This is a genomic window from Anaerolineales bacterium (assembly GCA_019637805.1).
Classification (GTDB): Bacteria; Chloroflexota; Anaerolineae; order Anaerolineales; family UBA11579; genus JAMCZK01.
In genome coordinates, this window is record JAHBVB010000001.1 from 203,493 (window position 1) to 228,906 (window position 25,414).

The 25,414-nt window shown below is 63.2% G+C and carries 21 protein-coding genes; 7 read left to right on the plus strand and 14 right to left on the minus strand.

All coding sequences use genetic code 11. The features are described from left to right. Positions 1-18: 18 nt before the first annotated feature. The 7 genes from typA to KF885_00990 form a co-directional block, all read right to left on the minus strand. On the minus strand, positions 19-1,884 hold the full coding sequence (typA, locus tag KF885_00960; GenBank protein ID MBX3047724.1) for a translational GTPase TypA: 1,866 nt from the start codon (positions 1,882-1,884) through the stop codon (positions 19-21). 83 nt (positions 1,885-1,967) lie between these two features. Beyond that, a complete protein-coding gene (locus KF885_00965) occupies positions 1,968-2,588 on the minus strand; it encodes a Pr6Pr family membrane protein (protein ID MBX3047725.1) in 621 nt (206 codons plus the stop codon). Positions 2,589-2,624: 36 nt separating this feature from the next. Next, complete coding sequence (locus KF885_00970) at positions 2,625-3,092, minus strand: GNAT family N-acetyltransferase (protein MBX3047726.1); 468 nt, start codon at positions 3,090-3,092, stop codon at positions 2,625-2,627. 12 nt (positions 3,093-3,104) lie between these two features. Then, positions 3,105-4,544 (minus strand): hypothetical protein, encoded by a 1,440-nt coding sequence (locus tag KF885_00975; GenBank protein ID MBX3047727.1) that lies wholly within the window; start codon positions 4,542-4,544, stop codon positions 3,105-3,107. A 131-nt stretch (positions 4,545-4,675) separates the two neighbouring features. Beyond that, positions 4,676-5,209, minus strand: coding sequence for a hypothetical protein (locus KF885_00980; protein ID MBX3047728.1), 534 nt, complete (start codon positions 5,207-5,209; stop codon positions 4,676-4,678). Continuing rightward, the gene (locus KF885_00985; protein MBX3047729.1) at positions 5,209-5,685 is read right to left on the minus strand and encodes a PaaI family thioesterase; all 477 of its coding nucleotides are present in this window, start codon (positions 5,683-5,685) and stop codon (positions 5,209-5,211) included. Before KF885_00985 ends, KF885_00980 begins: the two co-directional genes overlap by 1 nt. Before the next feature lie 223 nt (positions 5,686-5,908). Beyond that, entirely contained in the window at positions 5,909-6,331 is a 423-nt protein-coding gene (locus tag KF885_00990; GenBank protein ID MBX3047730.1) for a hypothetical protein, read from the minus strand. A 119-nt stretch (positions 6,332-6,450) separates the two neighbouring features. Here KF885_00990 and KF885_00995 point away from each other — a divergent pair, with 119 nt between their 5' ends. Then, on the plus strand, positions 6,451-8,070 hold the full coding sequence (locus tag KF885_00995; protein ID MBX3047731.1) for a glycosyltransferase family 39 protein: 1,620 nt from the start codon (positions 6,451-6,453) through the stop codon (positions 8,068-8,070). Positions 8,071-8,376: 306 nt separating this feature from the next. On the opposite strand, the gene KF885_01000 is transcribed toward KF885_00995, so the two are convergent. Both KF885_01000 and KF885_01005 read right to left on the minus strand, forming a co-directional pair. Continuing rightward, positions 8,377-9,273: a L,D-transpeptidase gene (locus KF885_01000; GenBank protein MBX3047732.1), complete on the minus strand. Its 897-nt coding sequence runs from the start codon at positions 9,271-9,273 to the stop codon at positions 8,377-8,379. Then, positions 9,270-10,061, minus strand: a complete 792-nt coding sequence (locus tag KF885_01005; protein MBX3047733.1) for an N-acetylmuramoyl-L-alanine amidase — start codon at positions 10,059-10,061, stop codon at positions 9,270-9,272. Before KF885_01005 ends, KF885_01000 begins: the two co-directional genes overlap by 4 nt. 105 nt (positions 10,062-10,166) lie before the next feature. On the opposite strand from KF885_01005, the gene KF885_01010 reads away from it, so the two are divergent. After that, positions 10,167-10,676 (plus strand): flavin reductase, encoded by a 510-nt coding sequence (locus tag KF885_01010; GenBank protein ID MBX3047734.1) that lies wholly within the window; start codon positions 10,167-10,169, stop codon positions 10,674-10,676. 46 nt (positions 10,677-10,722) lie between these two features. Here KF885_01010 and KF885_01015 read toward each other — a convergent pair whose 3' ends face one another. The 3 genes from KF885_01015 to KF885_01025 all read right to left on the minus strand — a co-directional run bounded on the left by KF885_01015 (position 10,723) and on the right by KF885_01025 (position 12,920). Further along, the gene (locus KF885_01015; protein ID MBX3047735.1) at positions 10,723-11,064 is read right to left on the minus strand and encodes a hypothetical protein; all 342 of its coding nucleotides are present in this window, start codon (positions 11,062-11,064) and stop codon (positions 10,723-10,725) included. 2 nt (positions 11,065-11,066) lie between these two features. Next, the gene (locus KF885_01020; protein ID MBX3047736.1) at positions 11,067-11,651 is read right to left on the minus strand and encodes a sigma-70 family RNA polymerase sigma factor; all 585 of its coding nucleotides are present in this window, start codon (positions 11,649-11,651) and stop codon (positions 11,067-11,069) included. Positions 11,652-11,717: 66 nt separating this feature from the next. Beyond that, the gene (locus KF885_01025) at positions 11,718-12,920 is read right to left on the minus strand and encodes a PD40 domain-containing protein (GenBank protein MBX3047737.1); all 1,203 of its coding nucleotides are present in this window, start codon (positions 12,918-12,920) and stop codon (positions 11,718-11,720) included. 108 nt (positions 12,921-13,028) lie between these two features. Between KF885_01025 and KF885_01030 the strand changes: the two genes are divergently transcribed. Genes KF885_01030 through KF885_01045 form a run of 4 tightly spaced genes read left to right on the plus strand, consistent with a single transcriptional unit; the run spans position 13,029 to position 19,820 of the window. Beyond that, entirely contained in the window at positions 13,029-13,499 is a 471-nt protein-coding gene (locus KF885_01030; protein ID MBX3047738.1) for a hypothetical protein, read from the plus strand. A gap of 2 nt (positions 13,500-13,501) precedes the next feature. After that, on the plus strand, positions 13,502-16,735 hold the full coding sequence (locus KF885_01035) for a transglycosylase domain-containing protein (GenBank protein MBX3047739.1): 3,234 nt from the start codon (positions 13,502-13,504) through the stop codon (positions 16,733-16,735). A gap of 23 nt (positions 16,736-16,758) precedes the next feature. Continuing rightward, positions 16,759-18,723 (plus strand): glycosyltransferase family 39 protein, encoded by a 1,965-nt coding sequence (locus KF885_01040; GenBank protein MBX3047740.1) that lies wholly within the window; start codon positions 16,759-16,761, stop codon positions 18,721-18,723. A 14-nt stretch (positions 18,724-18,737) separates the two neighbouring features. Continuing rightward, positions 18,738-19,820 (plus strand): zinc ribbon domain-containing protein, encoded by a 1,083-nt coding sequence (locus KF885_01045; protein MBX3047741.1) that lies wholly within the window; start codon positions 18,738-18,740, stop codon positions 19,818-19,820. A 136-nt stretch (positions 19,821-19,956) separates the two neighbouring features. Here the strand turns inward: KF885_01045 and KF885_01050 are convergent, their stop codons facing one another. Then, a complete protein-coding gene (locus KF885_01050) occupies positions 19,957-22,176 on the minus strand; it encodes a hypothetical protein (GenBank protein MBX3047742.1) in 2,220 nt (739 codons plus the stop codon). Between the two features lie 5 nt (positions 22,177-22,181). Next, positions 22,182-23,102, minus strand: coding sequence for an alkaline phosphatase family protein (locus KF885_01055; GenBank protein MBX3047743.1), 921 nt, complete (start codon positions 23,100-23,102; stop codon positions 22,182-22,184). 206 nt (positions 23,103-23,308) lie between these two features. On the opposite strand from KF885_01055, the gene KF885_01060 reads away from it, so the two are divergent. After that, positions 23,309-25,375 carry an elongation factor G gene (locus KF885_01060; GenBank protein ID MBX3047744.1) on the plus strand — a complete coding sequence of 689 codons (2,067 nt, stop codon included), beginning with the start codon at positions 23,309-23,311 and terminating at the stop codon, positions 25,373-25,375. Positions 25,376-25,414 lie beyond the last annotated feature (39 nt).

The following is a 25,414-nucleotide window of genomic DNA, read 5'->3' on the forward strand; positions in this document are numbered from 1 at the left end:
CCCCTAAAGGGTCTTTTTTTATTGGCTCTCTTCCGCCAGTTGCTGGCGTTTCTTCGCCACGCGGTAACGCTCATTCATGTCCAGAATGCGCTTGCGGATGCGCAAGCTCTGGGGGGTCACTTCCAGCAGCTCGTCCTCGCCCAGGTATTCGATCGCTTCGTCCAGGCTCATCACACGCGGCGGGCTGAGGCGCTGCTCGATCTCGCCCTTGGTGTCGGCGCGCATGCCGGTCAGCTTCTTGGTCTTGCACACGTTGACTTCCATGTCCATGTCGCGCGGCTGCTCACCCACCACCATGCCGGCATACACCGGCGTACCCGCCGGAATGAACAGCACGCCGCGTTCTTCAGCGGCGCGCAGGCCGTAGGTGCTGGCTACGCCGTTCTCGAAGGCGATCAGCGAACCGCGCGCCCGCGAGGTGATCGTCCCCGCCATGGGCATGTAACCGTGGAAGATGGTGTTGAGGATGCCGGTGCCGCGGGTCGCGGTCAGGAACTGCTGGCGGAAGCCCAGCAGGCCGCGCGTCGGCGCAATATAGTGCAGCTGCACTGTGCCGCTGCTGGTTTCGTTCATCTCCTGCATCTCGCCGCGGCGGCGGCCCATCATCTCCACCACCGAGCCAGAGGTTTCCTGGCTGGTCTCAATATGCACTTCCTCAAAAGGTTCCAGGGTGTTGCCCTCGGCGTCCTTCTTCAAGATCACTTCCGGGCGGCCCAGTTGGAACTCATAGCCTTCCCGGCGCATGGTTTCCACCAGGATCGCCAGATGCAGCTCGCCGCGGCCGGAAACCACAAAAGTATCGGCGCTGTCTGTGTCTTCCACGCGCAGCGAGAGGTTGCTGCGCAACTCGTTCAGCAAGCGCTCGCGCAGTTTGCGGCTGGTGCCCCAGGTGCCTTCTTTGCCGGAGAACGGCGAAGTGTTCACGCCCAGGGTCATGCGCACCGTGGGTTCTTCCACGCGGATGCCGGGCAGCGCCACCGGGTTCTCCGGGTCGGCCAGCGTCTCGCCGATCGCCACATGTTCCATGCCGGCCACGGCCACAATGTCGCCGGCGCTGGCCTCGGCCACCTCGACGCGCTGCAGGCCTTCTTGCACATACAGGTAAGGGATCTTCTCAGACACCTGGCTGCCGTCATGGGTGAGGCGCGCCACGTTTTGCCCGCCGCGCATGCGACCGGCGAAAATGCGGCCCATGGCGATCTGGCCGCGGTAATTGTCATAGTCTAGGGTGGTCACCAACATCTGCAAAGGCGCATCCGGGTCCACTTCCGGCGCCGGCACTTCCTTCAGGATGGTCTCATACAGCGGTTGCAGGTCCGGCCCCAGGTCGGGGGTCAACCCGGCGCGCTGCTGGGTGCCTACAGCGTATACCACCGGGAACTCGGCCTGCTCGTCGGTGGCGCCCAGTTCAATGAACAGGTCAAAGGTTTCGTTCAGCACGCGGGTCGTATCGGCGTCCTTGCGGTCCACTTTGTTGATCACCACAATGGCGCGGTGGCCCATCGCCAGCGCCTTCTTCAATACAAAGCGCGTCTGCGGGCGCGGGCCTTCGGCGGCGTCCACCAGCAGCAGCACGCCGTCCACCATATTGAGCACCCGCTCCACCTCGCCGCCAAAGTCGGCGTGGCCGGGCGTATCCACAATGTTGATCTTGACTTCCTGGCCGCTGGCCGGGTCATGGATCCGAATGGCAGTGTTCTTGGCCAGAATGGTGATGCCGCGCTCACGCTCCAGGGCGTTCGAGTCCATCACGCGTTCCTGTATCTGCTGGTTCTCACGGAAGACGCTGGCTTGGCGCAACAATCCGTCCACCAGAGTGGTCTTGCCATGGTCTACATGGGCAATAATGGCGATGTTTCTTAGGTCGTTACGAACTTGCTTCATTTTGTATTAAATCCATCCACAAAAACGCCCCGCCTTGGCGGGGCGAAAATTAACTATGCAATTATAGCAAACTTGGTCTTGTTTTAGGTCCGGTTGCCGCGCCGCCAGTTGGCCAGCGTGATCCACAGCCAGCTAATAATGAAGAAAGCCACCAAAATACCCAGGCAGTAGACCGCCACGCCGCCGTAACCGCCAACCACGCTGGGGTTCAGGAATTCATAGGGATACCAGCCGATCATGGCGCCGCGCACCAGCGAATACACCAGGTAGAGCAGCGGGAAGGCCAACCAGGGCAGCGCATGACGCAGCTCCAACTTGTGCTTGGGCGGCTGCCACAGCCAGTCGGCGATCACCACCAAGGGCATCACAATGTGCGTTTGGGTGTTCACCCAAGGCAGCAACGCCCCCAGGTCCTGGCCGCGCAGCAGCACAACATAAACCAAGCCGACCACGGTGATGTAGACCACGCCGGCGCCGCGGATCAGGTCATCCTGCAGAGAGGGTTCACGGCCCAGCCACAGGCGATAGGCCGAAATGATCAAGATCAGCGACACCAGAATATTGCTGATATTGGTGAAATAACTAAAGAAACTCACCGGGCTGAAGCCAAGCGACATGGAGATGCCAAACTGTGTGAAGATGGCGAACAAGGTCAACCAGCCGAAGAACAGCCGGACATACGCAAGGCGGCTAGGTTTATTCATGTCCCGCATTATATGCGCAGTCTGCTTTACACGCCATCAATCCAGGCGAAAGACAATTTCATCCACCAGCTCGCCATCCACGTTCAGCACGCCTTTGGACTGGCCAACCTGCACAAAGCTGCATTTCTCCAGCACACGCATAGAAGCAGTGTTGTGCACTGCCGTATAGCCAAACAGCGGACGCTGCGGCAACTGCGCCAACAATTGGCGCAGCGCCTGGGTTGCGATGCCCCGCCCCCAGAAAGCCCGCCCTACGCCATACCCCACCTCACGCTGGCCCTCCATCTCCCAGGACATGATACTGCCGGCCACTTCACCGTCCGCCAGGATGGCCAGCAAGATGTTGTCTGGGTTGCTGCGTACCCTGGCCCAGTGCGCCATGAAATCAGCCTCTTCACGGGCCGGGAAGGCGGCCATGCGCACGGCTTCCGGGTCGCGCTGCTGCTCGTACAGAATGGGCAGATCGCTGTCCTCGATTTCGCGTAAAGTCACTTCAGGGCTCATGGCGGCATTCTACTATGCGCGCCCCAGCGTCGCAAAGGGGTTCTCCTGCCGGGGACGCCGCGCGGCGCCGGTCAGCTGGTGGCGGGCGGCCATCAGCATCCAGTAGACCGCATCCAGCGTATCGTCATGCTCGCCGTCCGGCCAGCGCAGCCACTCCTCACGGAAAGCGCGCAGGAACGGCGTCTCGGCATTGGTCAGCCAGGCATGCCCCCACTGGAACAGCGGCGCCATGCCGCGCTCAAAGCGCTCGCCTTTGCTGCTGCGCCCTGGGTACATGGGCAGCAGCGGCAGCAAGGCCTGGCGCAGCAGCAAAAAGTAGAATTCTTCGCCTTTGCCCACCGCTTCCACCGCCACCGATTGCAGCGTGGGGTAACGCGCCACCAGCGCCTTGATGTGCTGCTCGGCCTCGCCCTGGCTCACCTGAGCGCGAATGCCGTCCACCAACACCACGCCCCCGCCGGGCAGCACACGGCCCACCGCCGCCGCAAAATAGTCGCGTCGCCCGCCGCGCAGTTTGTCCGCTGCCGAGGCATAGTCCACGCCGATCACCACCGGCCACTCAGGTTGGATGTCCTTATGCGGGTATTCATGCAGCCACTCGCGCTTCAAGTGCATGCCCTCCGCCGCGCTCAGGTCCAGCAGGTACATGCGCGCAAATTCCGCTTCGCCGGAGAGCTGGCGCGCCTTGTGGATCTCTTCCTCAGGAAAGCGCTCCGGCCAGGCCGGCGTCTTGTCCGCCTGATAGATCGGCGTAGCCACCGAGATGAAGCGCCCAGTCGCCTTGAGGTAGGCCAAGGCATCGTTGGCCGTCCACGGCGTGCCGACGAAGATCTGCCAGGTATAGGGCGTGACCGTCGGCAAGATCGTGCCGCGCAGGATTGTCAGCGCCCTCTCCAGGTCACGTCCCGGCCGTGTGTTGTTCTCATCATGCATGTCATCCAGCAGCAGCAGTCCGCTGGGGTGTTTGCCGATCAGCGCTCGCGAGCGGTACCCCAGGCCAACAAAGCTGGGGTCGCGGCCTTTCTCCCGCGCGCACAGCGCCCGCCAGGCCGCGTACTCCATGTCTACATGTACGACTTCATAGCCCTTGCTGCCCCAGCTCACTTTGCGGTCAGGCCGAATTTCCGGGAAGGCTTGTTGCCAGCCCTGATTGTGCTCGATCAGATCGGCAATTTGCTGGCTGGTGCTTTGCGCCGCCTGCTGGCCGGCCTGCACCAGCAGAATGCTTTTGTGCGGCTCCAGGCCCAGGCGGAACGCACTGAAGGCCACGCTCAAGGTGCTGGTCTTGGACGAACCGCGGAAGGCCTCCACCACCAGGCCTTTGCCTTCGCGGCGGGCGGCGTACAGAGGCTCCAGCCACTCACGCTGGGCGTGGCGCGGCAAGGGTCGCTCAAAGATCATTTGGTAGAAGCGCGCGAAACTCTGCGGGTCGTCGCTCAGACGCTCACTCATTTCCTGCTAGCCCCCTGGCATATGCTTATGACGATAGGCTGATTAAAGAATCTTTTGCAAACCCTGTGACATCCTGGTTAGACTTGTCCCTGCCGGCCCTCAGAGAAGCGCGGGGTTATCCAGAGCTGAGCTTAGTCTTCTTCTTCGTCTTCCGGGGTCAGTTTCTTAACCAGCGCATTGACGAACTGATCATGGTCGCCGGTCAGCAGGCTGGCGCGCGGCACATACACCAGCGTATCGCTGCTGGTGATAATCCAAGTGTTGTGGGAGCGATGCAGCACAGACAGGATCTGCGCCATGCTCAGGCGTACATCGTCCTGGCCCTGGCGGATGTGCAGTTCATCGCCCTTCAACTCCAGGGTGATCTTGACCGCATCATTATCAAAGAGCTCGGCGCGGCGCAGCCAAACCAGCAACAGGTTGATCAGCGGTCGCAAAGTGAAATACAAGCCATACAATCCCAGCCCAATGCCTGCCCACATCAAGGGATAGCGCAGCAGCCAAAAACCCACGCGCTCCGCCACCCACAGCGCGCCCAGTGCCCCCAGCAAGATCATCACCGGCCCACCCGCGGCACGCTGCAAGGTGCGCACCCCGCCGCTGTAATAGGTGGACAGATAGTTGTCGGCGAACTCATCAAAGTTGGGGATGTAACTCACTTTCATCAGGGGCTTACCTCCGGCACTTCAGCAAGGCGCACGCCCAGCACCTGCCCGCGGGCGGTCAGCTGTCCGTCCGCCAGCAGGCTGCACTCCATCCAGGTCTTGCGCCCGTCCACTTCAGTCACCCTAGCGCGCAGCTCCACAGGCTGTCCGCTTAGCGGCGTCGGCTTCAAATAATCCACCTTCAGCGAACCGGTCACATAGGTGATCAGCGGCTGGCTGCCGATCTGGCGATCCTCCAGCCGGTGGGCGTGGGCCATCGCTAAACCCATGCAGTGACAGTCCATCAGCGTGGCGATCACGCCGCCGTTCAGCACGCCTTTGTGCCCGGTGTGCTGCGGTTGGGGCGCAAAGTACGCCACGGCTTCTTCGCCGTCCCAATAGCTCTTGATATACAGGCCGTCCGGATTGTTGCGGCCACAGCCCCAACAATCCGCCCGCGCCTCCAGGTACTGGTCTTGAAAGGCAATCTGGTCCATACCCCCATCTTACTCGCTTTACGCGGCCCCCGGCCGGCCCTGTGGGTCCGGATAGGCATAGCACACCTCACTGAGCTGCAAATCGCCGCCGTGCGCAACACATGGTTGTGGTGCGCCCCATTGCGCAACGCAGTCATGTGTAGCGCAGCCGGCTTCCCCCTCTGCCGGCTGCCAGTAGCTTTCGATGCGCGTCGTGCTGCAACCACAGGCATACTGGCGCCGTTCACGCCGCGTGACCAGGCGACGGATAGGCGCGCTTTGGCGTGTTGCGTTCTCCTGCATGTTTCCCCCTCAGTACACCCGCTTCACGATGCTGCTCCACCGCCAGCCGGCCGATCTCCGTGGCCGGCTGGTAGCTTTCCGGATACAAGGCAGCCAGCACGTCACTGGCAAAGTCGCCGCGCCAATCCAGGCGCGCCGCCTGGGCCAGGCGCAACATGCCATAGGTATCCGGCAGATAGCGCCCGTCCTGCCAGTTCTTGACACTCTGGTATGAAACGCCGCGCCCCAGCCGGGCCACGGCCTGGCTGAGCGCAGTGGCAAAGGCGCGCAAGGTCGCCGGCCGCGCCGGACTCCCGGCCAGGATACGGTACTCTCGTACGATCTGCGCCACCGCCCTGCGGTTTGGCAATGTGGTTTTGATCAAGGCCCTACCTCTGAAAAGATATAGAACTATTGTTCTATATTCTATCCATAAGCAGCCCTTTTTCAAGGCCCAGTGTGGATTGTCAAGCCATCTCAACCACCTGCCCGTATAATCGCGGCATGCCCTCCCGCCTGCGATCCAGGTTCCTGAATTGGCTGCCCGTGCTGCTGGTGCTGCTGGCCTTCCTGGCCCTGCGCCTGCCCGGTCTGGGGCGCTTCATCACCACAGACGAAGCGCTGTGGCTGCGCCGCTCGGCCAACTTTCGCCTGGCCCTGCACCAGCAGGATTGGCCCAGCACCTTTCAAAGCCCGCACCCGGGGGTGCTGACCCAGTGGGCCGGGGCGGCCGCCTACCAGATCGTGTTCCCGGACTATGCCCGGCTGGGCACGCCGGACATCCGTGACCCGGACCTGCTGCGCCTGCTGGAAAACCGCGGCGTGAGTCCCATGCGCATCCTGGCGGTCGGCCGGGGCCTGTTGCTGGCATTGCAGGCCGCCGCCCTGGTGGCGGCCTGCATCTTCGCCGCCCGCCTGCTCGGCCCCTGGGCCGCGGCAGTGGGCGGCGGGCTGCTGGCCCTGGACCCCTTCCTGGCCGGGCACCAACGCCTGCTGCATCTGGATGGGCTGCTGGCTTCGCTGATACCGCTGGCTGTATTGGCTTTTCTGGATTTCTTGAAGACCAGGCAACCCGGGTCACTGCTGGCGGCCGGCCTGGCCACCGGTTTGGCCTGGCTCACCAAAACGCCTGCCATCTTTCTGCTCCCGGCCCTGCTGGGCCTGGGCCTGCTGGCAGACCTGCGCCACCGCCCGGCCGATTGGCAGCGTTCCGCCCTGCTGGCCGCGGCGGCGGCCCTGCTGTTGGGGGTGCTGCTTTTTTGGGCGCTCTTTCCCGCCATGTGGGCCAACCCGCTGGGCAGCTTGCAAACCATGGCCAGCTATACCTTGGGCAGCGCCGAAGGTGAGCACAGCGGCCCGCTGTTCTTCCTGGGCCAGGTCTATCCAGACGGCGAACTGGGCTCCGCCGGCTGGCTCTTCTACCTGGTCAGTTTCGTGGCGCGCAGCACGCCGTTGGTCCTGCTCGGCCTGGGGCTGGCGGCCTGGTTCGGTGTGCGCCAACCCGGCGCCCCCGGCCGCGCCACGGCCGGCTGGCTGGCGCTCGGCGGTCTGGGCTTCCTGCTGCTGATGACCATCGCCAGCAAGAAAATGGACCGCTACGGGCTGCCTGCCCTGCCCTTCTTCATCCTCATCGCTGGCTGGGGTTGGGCGGCAGCCCTGCAAGCCATGGGTTGGCGCGGCCGCCAGGTCGCTGCTGTGGCTGGGCTGCTGGTTGCCGCCCTGCTCAGCGCCTTGCCCAACCAGCCCTACTATCTCAACTACTACAATCCGCTCATCGGCTCAGCCGATAAGGTGATGATGATTGGCTGGGGCGAAGGCTTGGACCAAGCCGCCCAATACCTCAGCCGCCAGCCAGGCATCGCCGGGGCGCGGGTCGCCACCTGGTACAGTGTCAGCTTCCAATGGATGTACAGCTATCCGGTGGAGGATATTCCCATCACCAGCCAGCTTTCAGAAGCCGGCCTGGCAGATTTGCTCAGCATGGATTATTTGGTGATCTACGTACACCAGTGGCAACGCGGCACACCCCAAAACCTGCTCGATGCACTGGCTCCCCTGGACCCACAGCACCGCATTTGGATCGGTGGGCAGGAGTATGTGCGCGTGTATCGTTTAGGGCAGTAACGCTCTAAGACAGGGCCTGCCCTAGAACTTTGATTGGTCTGCGGCAATACCAGCCATCAAAAGCAGCTTGATCATGCCGTGTCGCTGTGAGCGAAGCGAAGAGCTTTCCAATACGTTGATCAGTCGATGATGCCGGCTGATAAGATACTAGTGCATCAGCCTTGTCGCCTCTTACGCACGGCGATACTTCTTCGCAGGGCTTGCAGCACAGCTGCAAGCCGCTCAGAAAGACACGAAGTCACACTTTGGTTGCTATATGGGGCTATAACTCAACATACTGGGCGGGGCATGCCACGCCTACAAACATTAGTAATGCACCTGCACGATGGTGCCCACGCTGGCCCAGTCGTACAGCCACTTGGCATCTTCTTCGCTCATATTCACACAGCCCGAGCTCATCGGCGTGCCGAAGTTGGTGTGCCACCAGGTGCCGTGGATGCCGTAGTCCTCATAAAAGAACATCACCCAGGGCACATTGCGAATGTAATAACCCGGTCCGGACATATCCTGCATCGGCACCTTGATCCACACCCGGAACTCCCCGGTCACCGTAAGCCTGCCGGCCCGCCCGCTGGAAATAATAAAGCTGCGCACTTGGTTGCGGCCCTCATAGGCCACCAGCGTCTGCGTGGTCAGGTTGACCTCGATCCAGCGTTCCGCCGGGCCGATCCCGCCCGGCAGCCGCAGATCGTATTTATCCAGTTCCACCTGCACTTCAGGGAACTCGGTCGGCGTCGGGCTGGGTTCCGGCGTGGGCGGCAGCGGCGTGGGCGTGCTGGTCGGCAGCCGGCTCATGTCGGCGAAGGGCGTATGCGTCGGGGTGAGTTCAACGACGGGAGTGGGCTCCTCAGCCTGGTACAGCAGGCTGCCCAGCTGGCCCGCGGCGGCCGCGCCGGCCATCTTCAGCCCGTCGTCTACGCTGGGTGGCCGCAGCCAGGCAAAAGCCGCTGTCGCTAAGGTCAATGCCAGCATGGCCAACACGGCCCAGCGCATACCCAGCCGCCCAAACGGGCGCCGCCGGTGGTCTTCCTTAACCGCCGCATCCGGCCCGGTCAGCTCCGCCAGCAGTTGGCGCGGCAGCGGCTGGTCAGGCGCCAGCTTGGCCGCCGCCCGTGCCAGGCGGCGGGCATGGGCGCGCTGCCCCGCTTCCTGCGCATCTTGCGCCCGGATGCACAGCGTTTCCCAGCTGCTCTCGACGCTCACTGTCCTCCTCCCGAGGCGTCTTCGTTGTAGATGTAGCACAGCACGCCCTGAGCCAAACCCTCTGCCAGCAGGTCGGGCTGCTGGGTCAGGATCTGGCGGTCCAGGTTCATAAAGCCCACCTCCACGATCGCCGCCGAGGTCAGCAGGTCAATGCGGCTGAAGACGTGATAGCCGGTCATGTGGGCGCTGACGCTGCCGGCGTGGAAGCGCAGCCCGGTCACCCGGCTGTACCTGTTGCTCAGGCAGGCCGAAAGGCGTGTAGCCTGGGAGGGGTCAATGTTGGGTGCTACGGCGATCTTGAAGCCGCTGGCGTTGTCGTCAATATAGGCGCAGCTGTCGGCGTGGATCGAAACCAGCGCCAAAGCCTGGTAGCCATCCAGGCGTTCGTCAAATTCTTCCAGCAAGTCCACATCAAAGCCCGCAGCGGTCAGCTTCTCCTTGACCCGCGTAGCCACATCCAAATTGATGCTCACTTCGGTCAGCCCGTCCGGGCACACCGCGCCGGGGTCCACGCCGCCGCTGTGCCCGGCCACAATGCCGATCAGCGGGCGCGGGCGCGGCGTGGGCTGCGGCAGGCTGGGGGCCGCCTGTCCGCCGCCCCAGAAAATATTGACCAGCTGGCCCGCCAGGTCGCTGGGCACCAGGCCCAGCGGCGTCCAGGCCGTGAACATCGTCGCCAAAAAGGCCGCCACGACAAACACGCGCAGCATCTGGCCCAGCACATTCATGCTGGCCATGCGGCTGGGCCGCGCTTCGGGCTGGAACTGCTCGTGCTCAAACGGGTCCATCGGAGGCACATCGTACCTTAACCCGCCGCCGAATCCAATAGCGCGAACTGCTTGGCACAAGGGTTGCAACAGGCGCAGGTCGGACGGGGTTACAATCCCCTATCTATGCACGCATCCCACCCTCCAACCCCGGAAGATCTGCGCAACGCTTTGCGCTTCTGGACCACTGGCGTCACCATCGTGGCGGCTGCCCACCAGGGCGCCACCCACGGCATGACGGTCAATTCCTTCACTTCACTCTCGCTGGACCCACCGCTGGTCTCCATCTCACTGGAGAAGGCCACCCGCACTCACCAGTTGGTGATGGCCACCCAGGCCTTCGCCGTCACCGTGCTGCGCGCTGACCAGCACGAGGTCTCCGACCGTTTTGCCGGCCGCGACAGCGAGCAGTCCAACCGCTTCGAGGGCCTGGACACCTTCAGCCTGCAAAGCGGCAGCCCGATCCTGTCAACCGGCTTGGCCTACTTTGACTGCAAAGTGGCCGCCTGTCACGACGCCGGCACCCACACTGTCTTCCTCAGCGACGTGCTGGCCTGCGGCCTGTTTGAGGCGGCTGAAGACGCGCCCCCGCTGGTCTATTTCAACCGGGCCTACCGGGAAATTCATCCGGAATAAAAGACGACCCTTGCGGGTCGTCTTTGTTTAGCTTGGCCAAGCTGGCTTAGCCTTCCTGGCTTTCGTCTGTTTCTTCTTCGGCAGCCGCCTGCTCCAAATGTTCCTTTTCTTCAGAGCTCAGCTTCCAGTGCTTGCCCCGGTTCTTGTGCTTGCGGTGTTTGCCGCGCCGGCCCGGGCCGCCCATACCGCCGAACAGCAGCCGGGTCAGCACCAGCAGGCCCAAGCCCTGCCAAAAGCTGATCAGCGGCAGGCCAAACAGCTCCGGCATCAGCCAATTCCATAAAGCCCGCACCACAAACCCACCGACGCTGACAAAAAGGAGCATACCCAGCACGGCCAAAATGCCAATGCCGATCCATCGTGTGATCTTGCGACCTTTGTCTTCCATTGCTAGTCCTCTTCCTTGTAATCATTCAAATGCTGCAAACGCTTGCGCAGTTGCTGCACCGCATAGCGTTTGCGTGAGAGCAACGTATTCAAGCCCACGCCCGTCTGCGCTGCAATGTCGTTGAAAGACAAACCTTCCACCTCATGGGCCAGGAACACCTGGCGCTGCTCCGCCGGCAGTTCCGCCAGCGCAGCCTCCAGCTCGGCCAGCAAAGCCTTGCGGGCAAGCTGTGCATCCGGCCCATCTTCAGCGGCCGCCAACAGGTCTTCCAACAGCAGCGCCTCGTCCCCGGCCGCCCTCGCCTCCAGGTCGCTGAAGCGCTCTGGGCGTTTCTTGCGGAACAAGTCGGTGATGCGGTTGCGCGCCACCTGGAACAACCAGCCGGTGACGTGATCGATCGGCACCAGCAGTTGGTTGGCCTCCACCAACTCGGAGAAGACATCCTGCAGAATGTCTTCGGCGTCCAGCACATCCGGCACGCGTGAACGGATGAAGTTGCGCAGGCGCGAACCTTCGCGTTCCAAAACCTCAGCGGGGCTGTGCGCTGTGCGTTCCGGCATGGCCAGTGAGTGGGCGGTGTCTTTCATCTAGCATGAAGACGTAATCCGGCCTGAAATATTGCATAGTTGCGGAAAATGATTGCCAACAGAAGTTCAGCGTCCCCACTGCAGCGCGTAGCCGTCCTCTAGCAGGCGCTGGGGCTGCCGGCCGTCGCTGTAGGCCAGCAGCACCGCTCCACCGCGGCCGCCCTCGGGGCGCAGCTGCACCACCAGGGCCAGTGAACCGTCCTGCGCCCACAGCGCCTCGCCTATATTGGTGAAAGCTTCGGAGCGCAGCAGTTCACGCTCGGCGGGCTGGCCCGCGGCGCTGCGCACCATGAATAGCGGCAGGTCGCCCGCCGGCAGTTCCGCCGTGCTGGCATAGAAGAAGTACAGCTCCCCGTCTGCGGTTTGCAGCGGCCAGCCAGCCAGCTCCAGCAGGCCCTCCTCCCCAGCCAACAGGCTGCGCTCCCCGCTCAGAGGGTCGTAGCGCCACAGACCCGGTTCCAGCAGCCCGGCGTACGGGCTGGCCAGCAGCAAAGCCTGGCTGTCCGGTGTCCAGGCCGTATGGCAGCAGGCGGGTCCGGCGCTGGTTTGCGCCGTAGTGGTCAGCGTTTCGGCGCCGGGGTTCACGAACACCAGGCGGCTGGCCTGTGCACCGCCAGCCTGTCCTCCGGAGGCCAGTACCAATTGCTGGCTGTTGGGGGCCCACGCCAGGGGCATATAATAGGTCTGCAGCGCCTCGGATTCGGCGTCTATTTCATTATTAAGCAAATGCACGGCTTGGTTGCTGCCCAGGTCCAGGATCCACAACCCATCATAGGCATAAGCCAGGTAACGCCCGTCCGGCGAAAAACGCGGATCGCTGATGCGCTGCGTGCTGAAATACTCCGGCGCGCTGCGGTCAGCCGCAGCGTTGTCCACCATCAGGCGGCGATTGCCGCCATCGGCGTCGCGCATATACAGCTGGTTGCCGCTGACGTAGGCCAGGCTGCCGTCCACGGGCGAAACAGCAAAGCCATCCACCCCGGCGGCTTCCTCGGTCACTTGCCGCTGTGTCTCGCCATCCGCCGCCAGCTGCCAGATTTGCGCCCGCCCGCTGCGTTCACTGAGGAAGAGCAGCGCCGCCGGCAGCACGCCCGGTTCAGGCGCCGGCGTTTCCGTAGGCGGCGCCAATGTGGCTGCCACCGCAGTCGCCACCAAATCATCTTGCGCCCGGGTGGGGAAGTTGCATCCAGCCAGGGCCAGCACACAGCTCGCCAAACCCAAACGGAACACAATCCGCTTTAGATTCGTCTTGCTAATCAGGAACGGCATACATGATGTGTACCACAAAGCGCAACAACCCACAAAGCGCACTCCGGCTGACTTCAGAGGCGATATGCTAGAATCGCGTTCATTCACATGCATTCTCAGGAGAAGCCGATGACGTCCCAAACCTCTGCCAAACGCGGCATGTACTTTGAAGAGTTTGAAGCCGGCCAGCGCATCATCAGCGCCGCCCGCACGGTCACCGAGACCGATATCGTCATTTTTGCCGGGCTTTCCGGCGATTTCAACCAGATCCATACCGACGCCGAATACAGCAAGAACACGCCTTTCGGCCAGCGCGTCGCCCACGGCTTGCTGGGCTTCTCCATCGCCTCCGGCCTGCTGGTGCAAACCGGCTTTATGGAGGGCACCATTATGGCCTTCCGTGAGATCAACGAATGGAAGTTCATTAAGCCCATCTTCATTGGCGACACCATCCATGTCGAAGCCGAGGTCAAGGAAACCAAGGCCATTCCGCGCATCGGCGGCGGTTCCATCATCATCATTCTTGATGTCCAGAACCAGAATGGCGAAACGCTGATGAAGGGCAGTTGGACGGCCCTCATCGCCGGCCGTCCCCAGTAGGCATGTCGCAAGATCAGGGACACACTCCAGAACACACCGAAGGCGCCAGCGACCGTTTTAAGCGCCTGGCAGGCTCTGAAGGCGAGGCGCCCAAGCCGGCCGCCGGCGACACCCAACCCAGCCGCCCGCTCAGGCTGAAAGGTGACGCGCCGGCAACCGGGGATACCCAGCCCAGCCAGCCCATCCGCATCAGCCAGATGCTGCCCGGAGAGTTCCCGCCGTCCGGCGCAGTTCCGCCGGACGAGGCCCCCACCATCCTGCAGCCCGCCCAACCCAACGAGGCGCCCCCGCCCCCGTCATTGGGCTACACTCCCGCCTCCGGACTGCCCCCCACCGACGAATCCGGCATGCCTTTGCCCCGGCGCAGCGCGGCAAGCGAGCCGCGCCCGCCGGCCTCAGGCAGCACCGGCCCTATCAGCCGCCCAAGCCGTCCACAGCGCCCCGCTGCGCAGCCGGGCCCGGCTGGCGGCAACAAGCTCAGCCAGCTGTGGAGGCGCATCAGCCGTATGGGCTGCCTGCCGCGCGCGTTTATCCTCAGCGCTTTCGCCATTATCTTCCTGCTGACAGCAGGCGTGGCCTTTGCTCTCTACGAATACGCCGTCATCGCCGCCAGCCTGCCCAGCGTAGATGACCTGCGCGCCCATGCCTCGCAGTTCGAGACCACCCGCATCCTCGACGCCGAGGGCAATCTGCTCTACGAGATCCTGGACCCCAGCGCCGGCCGCCGCACCTATGTGCCGCTGGAGGATATTTCTCCCACTCTGGTGGCCGCCACCATCGCCACCGAGGACAAGGAGTTCTACAACCATCCCGGCTTCAACGTGACCGCCATCTTCCGCGCTTTCACCCAAAACTACTCCAGCGGAGAGGTGGTCTCCGGCGCCTCCACCATCACCCAGCAGCTGGCCCGCATTCTGCTCTTCAGCCCCGAAGAAGCCGGCGAGCAAAGCTATATGCGCAAAGTGCGCGAGGCCATCCTGGCTTCGGAAATCACGCGCCGCTACTCCAAGGACGAGATCCTGGAGCTGTACCTCAACGAGATTTATTACGGCAACCTGGCCTACGGCATCGAGGCCGCCGCCCAAACTTACTTCGGCGCCACCGCCGGGCAGCTCAGCCTCAGCCAGGCTTCGCTGCTGGCCGGGCTGCCTCAGGCTCCCTCGGTCTACGACGTCTATACCAACCGTGAGGCCGTCTTGTTCCGCCAGCAAAGCGTGCTCTCGCTGATGGTGCGCGTCAGCGCCGAGGACGGCTGCATCTACGTCAGCAACAGCCCGCAGCGCGTCTGCGTCACGGTGGACGAAGCCGCCAATGCCGGCCTGGAAATGCTGGACTACGCCTTCCGCTCGCCCGATGTGCAGATCCGTTATCCGCACTGGGTGCACTACATCCGCTTCCTGCTGGAGCAGCAATACGACCCGCAAACCATCTACCGTTCCGGCTTCACCGTGCATACCACGCTGCTGCCGCAGCTGCAAGACACGGCCCAGCAGATCGTGGCTGACCAGGTGGCCGACCTGGCCCACCTGCAGGTGGGCAGCGGCGCCCTGGTCGCCCTGCGCCCTTCAGACGGCCATATCTTGGCCATGGTCGGCTCGGCTGACTTCTACAACGAAGACATCGACGGCCAGATCAACATGGCCGTCTCGCCCCGCCAACCGGGTTCTTCGATCAAGCCGCTGACCTACGTGGCCGCCTTTGAAAAAGGCTGGACCGCCTCCACCCTGATCTGGGATGTGGAGAGCGAGTTTCCGCCTTCCGGTGTGCCCGGCGACCCGCGCCCGCCTTACATCCCCAGGAACTACGACAACCGCTTCCACGGCCCGGTCACCGTGCGCTCCGCCCTGGCCAACTCCTACAATATCCCGGCAGTCAAGGCCCTGGACTTCGTCGGCGTCTACGACGACCCCAACACGACCGAGGAGGAAGGCCTGGTGGCCTTCGCCCATCGCCTGGGCATCAGCGACCTGCAAAGCGACCAATACGGCCTGGCGCTAACCCTGGGCGGCGGCGAGGTCAAACTGCTCGACCTGACCAACGCCTACGCCATCTTTGCCAACCAGGGCCGCCAGGTGACTCCGGTGGCCATCACGCGCATCACCGACTATCAGGGCAATATCATCTTTGAAGCGCCCGAGCCCAGTAACCAGCAGATCATCCGCGAGGAGCACGCTTTCCTCATCTCCTCCATCCTCTCAGACAATGACGCCCGCCGGCCGATGTTCGGCGCCAACTCCGTGCTCAACCTGCCCTTCCGTGCCGCCGCCAAGACCGGCACCACCGACGACTTCCGCGACAACTGGACCCTGGGCTACACGCCAGACCTGGCCGTGGGCGTCTGGGTGGGCAACCCGGACAACACCGAGATGGACGGCAGCAGCGGCCTTTCTGGCGCCGCACCCATCTGGGCCGAATTTATGCAGCAGGCCATCGGCACCCTGGCCGGAGGCAACCCGGCGCCCTTTCTGCAGCCTGTCGGCGTGGTGGAGAAGGTGATCTGCAGCGTCTCCGGCGCAGAGCCGTCGCAATACTGCGACCAGCAGCGCCGTGAATACTTCGCCGCCGACCAGCCGCCCGCCGACGCCGACAATGACCTCTGGCAAGACGCGCGCATCGACACCTGGACTCAGCTGGAAGCCTCGTCCGCCTGCAATCAATTTGTGGATGAGATCTTCAGCCTCAACGTGGACGATGTCTGGGCCATCCGCTGGATCACGCAGACCAATGACGGGCGCAACTGGGCCCGCAACTTGGGCTTCGACGACCCGATCGTCTTCTCCCCCAGCCGCGAATGCGACGACAATGACCCCCGCCCCACTTTGGAGTTCACCGGCCCGCGTGACGGCGACCGCCTCAGCAATCCCACGGTGGAGATCCATCTGATCGCCAACGCCAGCGCCAATTTCGAGGAATGGGTGCTGGAATGGCGCCGCGCCGATGGCGGCTCCACCTGGCATGAGCTGGAAAACAAGCGCAATCCCGTACCCAATGCGCAGGTGGTGCACGCCCTCAACCTGCAGGAACTGCCGCGCGGCCCGATCGTACTGCGTCTGACCATCTACAGCACCTCGGGCGGCCATGCCCGCAGGGACATCGTCGTCTACAACGACCTGCCAGAGCCGACGGCCACGCCTACGCCTACACAGGCGCCCAGCGCAACGCCGACGGCCACTCTGCCGGCGCCGACAGCCACAGAAACTCCCCTACCCAGCGAGACGCCCACTCCAACGCCCTAGCCATCGCCGGGGCGCAGAGATTGATGAAAGCAAACCAACGGGCCATCTTTATCTTGCAGCGCAGTTCTGCTTTTGCGGCGATTGCCGCCCTGTTTTGCCTGGCCGTCTTTCTGCAGGACCCTTCCGAGCCCAAAAATGCGCTCTTTCTAGGGTACTCTGCGCCTCGCCTGGCCGTCGCAGTCCTGATCGGCTGTGCCGCGCTCTTCATTATTGCGCTCAGCAGCTCATTGTGGATTCAGGAGGGCCGACCCGGCAGCCTGGGTGCTTGGGCCGTCAGCCAGCTCAGCAAGCTGCTGGCCCACCGGCGAAATCTGCGGACGCTTTCGATTGGGACCCTTTTTGGCATTTTCCTGGTCTTGTCCGTGCTGCTCTGGCGCCAGGGCAGCCCTCCGTTCTATCATATGTATCTGGAACGGCTTGAGCCGCTCATCAGCTGGTTTCTGATTTTCTTTGTTTTGCTCTTCACTGTAGTCTGGTTGTTGGCTTCGGACAAAAAGATGAATGCCAGTGAAGTAAGCACTTTGTTCCAGGATGCTCTCTGTGCCTCATCCCTCTATTTCATCTTTGTCTACTTAGTGGCAGTCTCTGGCCGCATTCACTATCCTTTTGAACTCGAATGGGTGGAAGGCGGCATGCTTAGCGTCGTCGAACGCGTCCGTATGGGTCTGCCCGCCTATCAGGCCCCTACCCTAGACTACGCACCTTTTATTTATCCACCCCTCTATTTCCAGTTTGCTGACAGCTTGTCCCCTCTGGTCGGGTCTAGTTTTCTTAGCCTGCGCTTGCTGTCTTTTCTGGCTTCAGTGTGTGCGGCCGGTCTGCTTTATCTGATCGCCTATCGAGAAACCGGCCAGCGCAGTCTGGGGCTGCTCAGCGTCGGCTTGTATGCCGCCGGGTACGCCGCCAGCGGTGCCTGGTACGATCTTGCCCGGGTGGACAGCCTCATGCTGTTGCTGGTCTTGGCGGCCTATTATGTGCTGCGCTTTCAACCCCAGCGCCACCGAGAGCTTCTAGCCAGCCTGTTTATCGTGCTGGCTTGCTTCACCAAACAACAGGCCTTTTTATTCATCCCCGCTCTGGCTTTGGCCGCATGGCACACGCGTCGCAGCGGGCTGCTATTCTTGGGGGCTACAGCATTGCTCCTGATCGCTTTCTTCCTCTCCTTCGATCAGCAGACGGGCGGATGGCTGAGTTTCTACACATGGCAAATTCCGGCGCTTCACGGTTTGCTGTCCGCCAAGCTCAGCGGCTTTTGGCTGCAGGAAGGGCTTGCGATTTTGCTCAGCGTACTCGGCCTGCTGATCTTCTTTGCAGCCTTCTCACAAAAACTGCCCGTCCACGGACGATATTTCACCATCTATTTCTTGCTGGCTGCCGTCGCCAGCGCTTGGAGCAGCAGTCTAAGCAACGGCAGCTTTCACAACCATCTCATCCCGCTGATGGCCGCGCTGGCCGTGGCTATCCCGACCAGCTTGCATTGGTTGGCCAGCATCACCTCTCGGCGCGCCCTCAATCTGGGTTTGGCCGCGCTGCTGGTGGTTCTGGTCCAATTTGTCAGTTTTCACTACAACTTGCTGCAAGTCATCCCCACGCCGCAAGACCGTCAAGCCGGTCAGGAACTACTCGATCGCATCGCCGAGTTCGAGGGAGAGATCTTTATTCCTCGGCATCCCTATCTGGCCGGGTTGGCAGGCAAAACCGAAACCGCCCATTTGGCCGCCTTTGGAGAGGTGCTGGGCTTTTACGCCGGCCCAGTCCTGCCAGAGGGGGAAGCTCTTTGGCAAGAGATCGATCAGGCCATCCGAACCCAACGGTTCAGTCTGATCTTGCTGGATACCCAAGGCTGGATGTTAAGAACCTTCCCCGCCATTTCGGAGTATTATCATCTCAGCGAAATGAATTTTTATTCTGATTCATTAGTCTTTCGACCTGTGTCCGGGTTGCCCACTCGGCCACAATTCTTTTACCTGCCCAACAACACTCATTGATCCACGGACCCCTTATGCGCAGAAAAGTCATTGGTTACGTCGAACTCTATTGGCAGTGCCCCGCTTGCAGCAGCGAGAACCTGGGCTCCCATGCTTATTGCACATCTTGCGGCACACCCCAACCGCAAGATGTAGAGTTCCATGCCGCCGTCAAGCAGCAACTGCTCACGGATGCTGAACAGATCAAGCGCGCCAAGGCCGGCGCAGACATTCACTGTGGCTTCTGCGGTACGCGCAACGCGGCCGATGCCGCCAAGTGCAGCCAGTGCGGCGCAGACCTGACCGCCGGCGCCAAACGCAAGGTTGGCCAGGTCGTGGGCGCCTTCGCCCAGGGGGCGCTGCAGCCCATCGCCTGCCCCAACTGCAGCACCATGAATGCAGGCAACCGCCGCAAATGCGGCAGTTGTGGCACGGCGCTCAGCCAGCGCCAACAGCCCAAGGCGCCGGCCGCGCCCCAGGCCGGCCAGCCGAAGATCGGCAAAGGTTGGCTGCTGGGCTGCTCAGTGGCCCTGCTCTTGATCTGCTCGCTGGTCTATTTCCTTTTTCTGCACACCGAATCGATCGAGGGCCAGGTCGTATCAGCCGGTTGGAACCGTTCCATCGTCGTGGAAGCCTTCACTCAGGTGCGCCTGGAAGACTGGTATGACGATGTACCCTTTGATGCTGACAACGTCAGCTGCCGCGAGGCTGTGCGCGGCCAGCAGAGCAGCCCGCCCTTGCGCGGCAGCTATCGTGAGGTCTGCGGCACCGAATACATTGTCGACACCGGCACCGGCGCCGGCGAAGTCGTGCAGGATTGCTACTACGAGGTCTACGACGACTATTGCAGTTACACCGGCTACGCCTGGGCGCCTTACACCACGGTTGTCTCCGAAGGCAGCGGGCTCTCCGCCCGCTGGCCGGACCCCCAGATCAGCAGTGAAATGCGCCTGGGCGAACAGCGTGAGCAATACGTCTGCACTTTCCAGGCCGGCGGCCAAACCTACACCTACGACACCAGTTCCTACAGCGAATTCCAGCGCTGCCAGATCGGCAGCCGCTGGCTGTTGGAAGTGAACAGCCTGGGCGCGGTGACTTCGATCAGTCCCGCGGAGTAATAAGGCGATAGGCAAGCGTAGGGGAGAGGCATGCCTCGCCCCTACCATAAGCATCATCCTGAGCGTCAGCGAAGGGTCCTGACAGCTTACTTCAACTCCCGTAGGGGCGCAGCATGCTGCGCCCCTGCGCCAAGATTCACAACAACGGCGTCTGCAGCTCTTCGAGCGTCAACGGATCCAGATCGATCAGTTCGCCAAAGGTCTGCGCATCCAGTTTCTGCGTACCCGCCAACCGGCGCACATGCCGGAACTTGAGGAAGCGCCAGCCGGCTTCGCGCGCCGCGGCCAGGCGCGGGTCACGCCCCAGTTTCTCCAGCGCCAGTCGGCTGCGGCGGCCGGGCAGCACCACCGCGCTGTGCGCCGGTGGTGTGCCGGCCGCCAGCAGCAGTTCCCCCAGCACCGCGGACGCAATCGGGTAAAAGGCCAACACCAGTTCGCCAGCCGCATCGCGCCATTCCAGCGGGACCTCGCCCTGCGCGGCGTAGCCTAAGCGGCCCCCCAGGCTGGTCAGCAGCTGGCGCATCTCCTGCAAATCGCCGCGCCGCGCGACCGGGCTGTCCGCCGGAGAGATCCGCCACAACCCATCCTGTTCCTCGCCATACGAATGCAGCGCAGCTTCCACCAGCGCCACCGGCGGCGTCAGCAGCCCCGGGAACACCTGGCACAACGTGCGGTCGATCGTCTCCCGATCCGCCCCAGGGCGGCGCAAATGACGCACCACGGCGATCTCCACCCGGTCCGCCAGCGGCGAACGGGTTTGACCCGGGTCGTGCAGCCACCAGGCGCCGGTCTCCTGCGATTGGGGAGTGCCGCCCAGGCGAGCAAAGACCGGGTCTTGCAGGCCGGCTTCGATCATCTGGCGCGCCTCCGCGAACAGATCGCCGGGGTTCTTGGCCGCCCCACCCAGACGCAGGCGGCGGCTCAGTTCGCCCAGACCGGCGGCTTGCAAATGCAGGAAATGGCTGGGCTCCCCGCGCGCCGCCAACAGCGCGCCGCCGGCCCGCGCCACGGCCTGCGGCCCGGTATCGGCCGCCTTGGTGGGCGCGGCGCCTTTGCGCCAGTCCAGTTGCAGTTGGCCCTGGTCGCGGCGCATGGCCATACCTTCCAGCCGGAAACCGGCCAGGTTGGCGGCCGCCATCGCCGCGGCATTGAAGCCTTCCTCCACCTCACACACCATGCCAAAAAATGGCGTGTCCGCTGCCAGGGTGGCTTCCAACACCGACAAGGCCGCGTGCAACGCTTCGGTGTGCCAGGCCCAGTCGTAGCGTTTGCGGCGCAGCACGGCGGCAAACGGGCCGATCGCCTCGGCGCCCCACAGCCAGCCGGCCCATAGGGCGCACAGCGTCCAAAAAGCCTGATTGGGCCGCGGCAAGGCGGCCAGGGCGGCTTTGACCGGAGCGTTCCTGAGGCCCTGCATTTCGCGCAGCGGGCCCTCGAACAACGAGATGCCGCCGGCGGGCGGCGGTTCAGGCCAGCGCACCACCGACACTGCCGGCCCGTCCTCGGCCCACAGCGCGATCGAGCGTTCCATCTCATGCCACAGGTTGTACTCGCGGAACTGCGCCGGGGCGCTCAGTTGTCGGGGCCGCAGCCGGCCGCCGGGGTGCGCCCACAAGCTGGTGGCCCGGTCGCAGGCCGACAGCAGCAAGGCGGTCACCAGGTCGTGCTCCTGCGCGCTGAGCTGCATGCCCTCCACGCGATTGATCACCATCACCAAGGCATACACCGCCCGCGGCAAATAGCCTTGCAAGGCGTCTTCAGCATGCTGGCGGTCCGGGTCGCCGGGCGGGGCAATGCGCTGCAAAGCCCGCGCCAAATGCGGCCCTGAGCGCTGGTATTGCCGGGCGCGCTGTTGGTCCGCCTCGTCCGTCTCGTACTCGCCCGCCGCGCCGCAGGTCTTGCAATCCAGCAACTTGGCGTGCGGTGCCTCTGCCTCGCGCGCCCAAATAAAAGCCTCGGCGGGCTGCTGGGCGCCGCAAGCCGGGCAGCTAGTGCTGTACAGCTCCAGCAGCGCAGTTTCCAGGCGTTCGTCGCCGCGGCGGGCGGCGGCCAGCTCCGCCAGGGCGCCGCGCAGCTCATCGGCACTCACCGCCCGCGCCCGGAACTCCAGCAGGAATTGGGCCACCGGGTTTCCGGCGGCCACCGCCACGCGGTAGCCGGCTCGCGCCGCCTCCAGGGCCGCCAGCGGCGCGGCCCCGAACGGATCCAGCACCCAGTCGCCGGGTTCCAGACGGCCCGCCTGGGAGGCCGACGCCAGCCAAGCGGAAACCACCCCAGCGGGCAGGGGCGGCAAATAACGTTCCAGGGGTGTGGGGGCAGCGGGGCGTCCGGAGAGGAAAACGTGCGCAGCCGGCATGAGTTCTATCCAGGCGGGTAAAACTGCAGGATGGCGGGAGTCACCTGGCTGATATCGCTCAGCCCGGCAGTGAACTGCTGGCGCAGCGGTGCGGCCCCCACCAGCAGCCCGGGCACCGGGTTGCTGGTGTGCTGACGCACAGACAAGTCCTCCATATTGCCGTGGTCGGAGGTGATCAGGATCAGCCCCTCTTCATCGTTCCAGGCTTCCAGCAGGCCGCCGAGCACGGCGTCAAAGTTCTCCAGCAGGGTGATCGCCCCGGCATGGTCCTGGTGGTGGCCGGCGTAATCGCTGGGCCAGAACTCGAAGAAGGCCAGGTCGTACTCACGCGTGACTTCGGCCAGCTTGACCCCGGCGGCGTGCGGCTGCAGCAGCGGCGCATCATGATAGCCCAACTGCTCACGCCAGCCCTGCCCGGTGAAATCCACCGAGAAGGCTCGCCCCGCATAGTAGTCCTCGACCGTCATCAACGGGATATCGGCGCTGGTCACCGCCAGTGGGATGGCGGAAAGCAAGCGCTTGCCGCTTTCGATGCCGGCGAAATAGCGCTCAGGGTAAGCATTCAGCAGGGTGCTGCGGTAGCCGCGCTGCTGCAACTGCATGAACAAGTTATCTTCTTTGATGATCGCGGCGATCTCACGCGTCGGCTTGGGGCCGTAATGCTCGCCGATCAGCTGCGAGACGTTTTTGCCGGTCACCAGCGCCGCCTGCCCGGTGGCCGACTGCGGCAGCCCGGCCACACCCAGGTTGGGGTCCAGCGCCAGTAATGTCGCCCGCTCGGTCTGCAGCGGCGCGGTGCCAGCCAGCAGCTTCTTTCCGCCGAGCAAAGCATCCAAGTTCGGCGTTTTGGCGACGGCGAAGGGATTGCTTTCCGGGTCACTCGCCGCCAGGCCGATACCATCCATGAAGAGGAAGAGAAAGTGCATCGGAAAATTGTACTTGATGCCTCCCGCGAGAATAGCTACAAAGGCACATCATCGTGCATTTTAAGTAGTCGACCAAGCCAACAACATCTTCATGTAGGGGCGAAGCATGCCTCGCTCCTACATGAACCTCTACCCGACCGCCTTTGACAGAACCCCCCATTCCTCTTACAATCCCCAACACACTTCTCTTTCAGCGAGGGCTCCTCATGCAAGAGTACACAACTGAATATCTTCGTAATATTGCGATGGTCTCACACAGCGGCGCCGGAAAGACAATGCTGAGTGAGGCCTTTTTGTTTTTTACCAAGGCCATCAACCGCATGGGCCAGGTGGAAGACGCCAATACCGTGGCCGACTTCGAAGAAGAAGAACAGCGCCGCGGCCTTTCCCTGAGTACGGCGCTGCTGCCCATCGAATACCAGCAGCACAAGCTCAACCTGCTGGACACGCCTGGTGCGCCAGACTTCGTCGGCGAGATGATCTCAGCCCTCAGTGTCAGCGACGCCGCACTGGTGGTGGTCGATTCGGTGGCCGGCGTGCAGGTCGGCACCGAGCTGGCCTGGCAGACCTGTGACCGTTTCGACCTGCCGCGCTTCGTGCTGGTCAACCGCATGCATCGCGAATCGGCTGACTTTGAGAAAGCCAAGAACTCCGTAGCCCAGCTCACCGACAAACGCCTGATCCCGGTGCAGATCCCCTGGGGCCAGGGACCCAACTTCCAGGGCCTGGTGGACTTGCTGATCATGAAAGCCTATCCCATCGGCGGCGGCCCGGCGGTGGAGATCCCCGCCGAACTGGTCGAGTCCGCCCAAACTGCCCGCCAGCAATTGGTCGAAGCGGCCGCCGAGGGCTCAGATGAACTGCTGGAAAAGTACCTGGAGAGCGGTGAACTGAGCGCCGAGGAGATCATGCTCGGCCTGCAGGGCGTGGTGCGCCGCGGCCTGTTCGTGCCAGTCTTCGCCGCAGACGCCAGCGACCAGGTCGGCATCTCACAGCTGCTGCAAGCCTTCATCACGCTGATCCCTTCGCCGGCCCAGGCCCGCCCGGCCAAAGCCACAGGTCCGGCCGGTGAAGAAACCCTGACCGCCAAAGACGACGGCCCGCTGGCCGCCTATATCTGGAAGACCACCGCCGACCCCTACGTGGGCAAGATCACGTATGGCCGCCTCTACTCCGGCCAACTCAGCAGCGAAAGCCGCGCTTGGAACCCCAAACGCGAGCAGGAAGAACGCCTGACTTCGCTGGCCGTGCTGCGCGGCAAAGAGCAGCTGCCGGTCAAGCACATCCACGCCGGCGACATCTTCGTGGTCGCCAAGCTGGGCGAAACCGCCACCGGCGACACGCTGTGCGACAAAAGCCACCCGCTGGAATTGCCCGTGCCGGAATTTCCCAAGGCGCTCTACCAGGTGGCGGTCACGCCCAAGACCCAGGCCGACTCGGCCAAGATGGGTCCGACCCTGACCCGGCTGGCCGAAGAGGACATGACCCTCTCCTGGCACAACGAGCCAGCCACCAAGCAGACCATTTTGCAGGGTATGGGCGACCAACACATTGACGTGGCCATCCGCAAAGCCCAGGACAAGTTCCAGGTGGGCATTGAAGTGCATGAGCCCAAAGTGCCTTACCTCGAGACCATTCAGGGCCAGGGCCAGGCCGTTTACCGCCACAAGAAACAAAGCGGCGGTTCCGGCCAGTTCGCTGAGGTGCATCTGCGTCTGGAGCCGCTGCCCAGCGATGAGTTCGAGTTCGCCAGTGAGGTTTTTGGCGGTGCCATCTCCAGCAATTACTTCCCGGCCATCGAGAAAGGCATCCGCAGCGTACTCGCCAGCGGCGCCGTGGCCGGCTACCCGGTCAAGAATGTCAAAGCCATCGTCTTCGATGGCAAAGAGCATCCGGTGGATTCCAAACCGGTGGCCTTTGAGATCGCCGGGCGGCAGGCGTTCAAAGAAGCCTTTCGCCAGGCCAAACCTGTGCTGTTGGAACCAGTGATGCAGGTGCGCATCAGCGTGCCGGAAGACAAGATGGGCGATGTCATCGGCGACCTTAATTCTCGCCGCGCCCAGGTACAGGGCATGGAGCAGGACGGCGGCCGGGCCGTGGTCAACGCCCTGGTGCCCCTGGCCGAGATGCTGCGCTACACCAGCGACCTGCGCTCGATCAGCGGCGGCCGCGGCGCCTTCAGCATGGAGCCGGCACAATACGAGCAAGTGCCCGCCCACTTGGCGGACAGCATCATCGCCGCCCACAAGGACGTGGGCGAAGAGGAAGACTGACAACAAAAAAGCGGCCTGCAGGCCGCTTTTTGTTCTGTC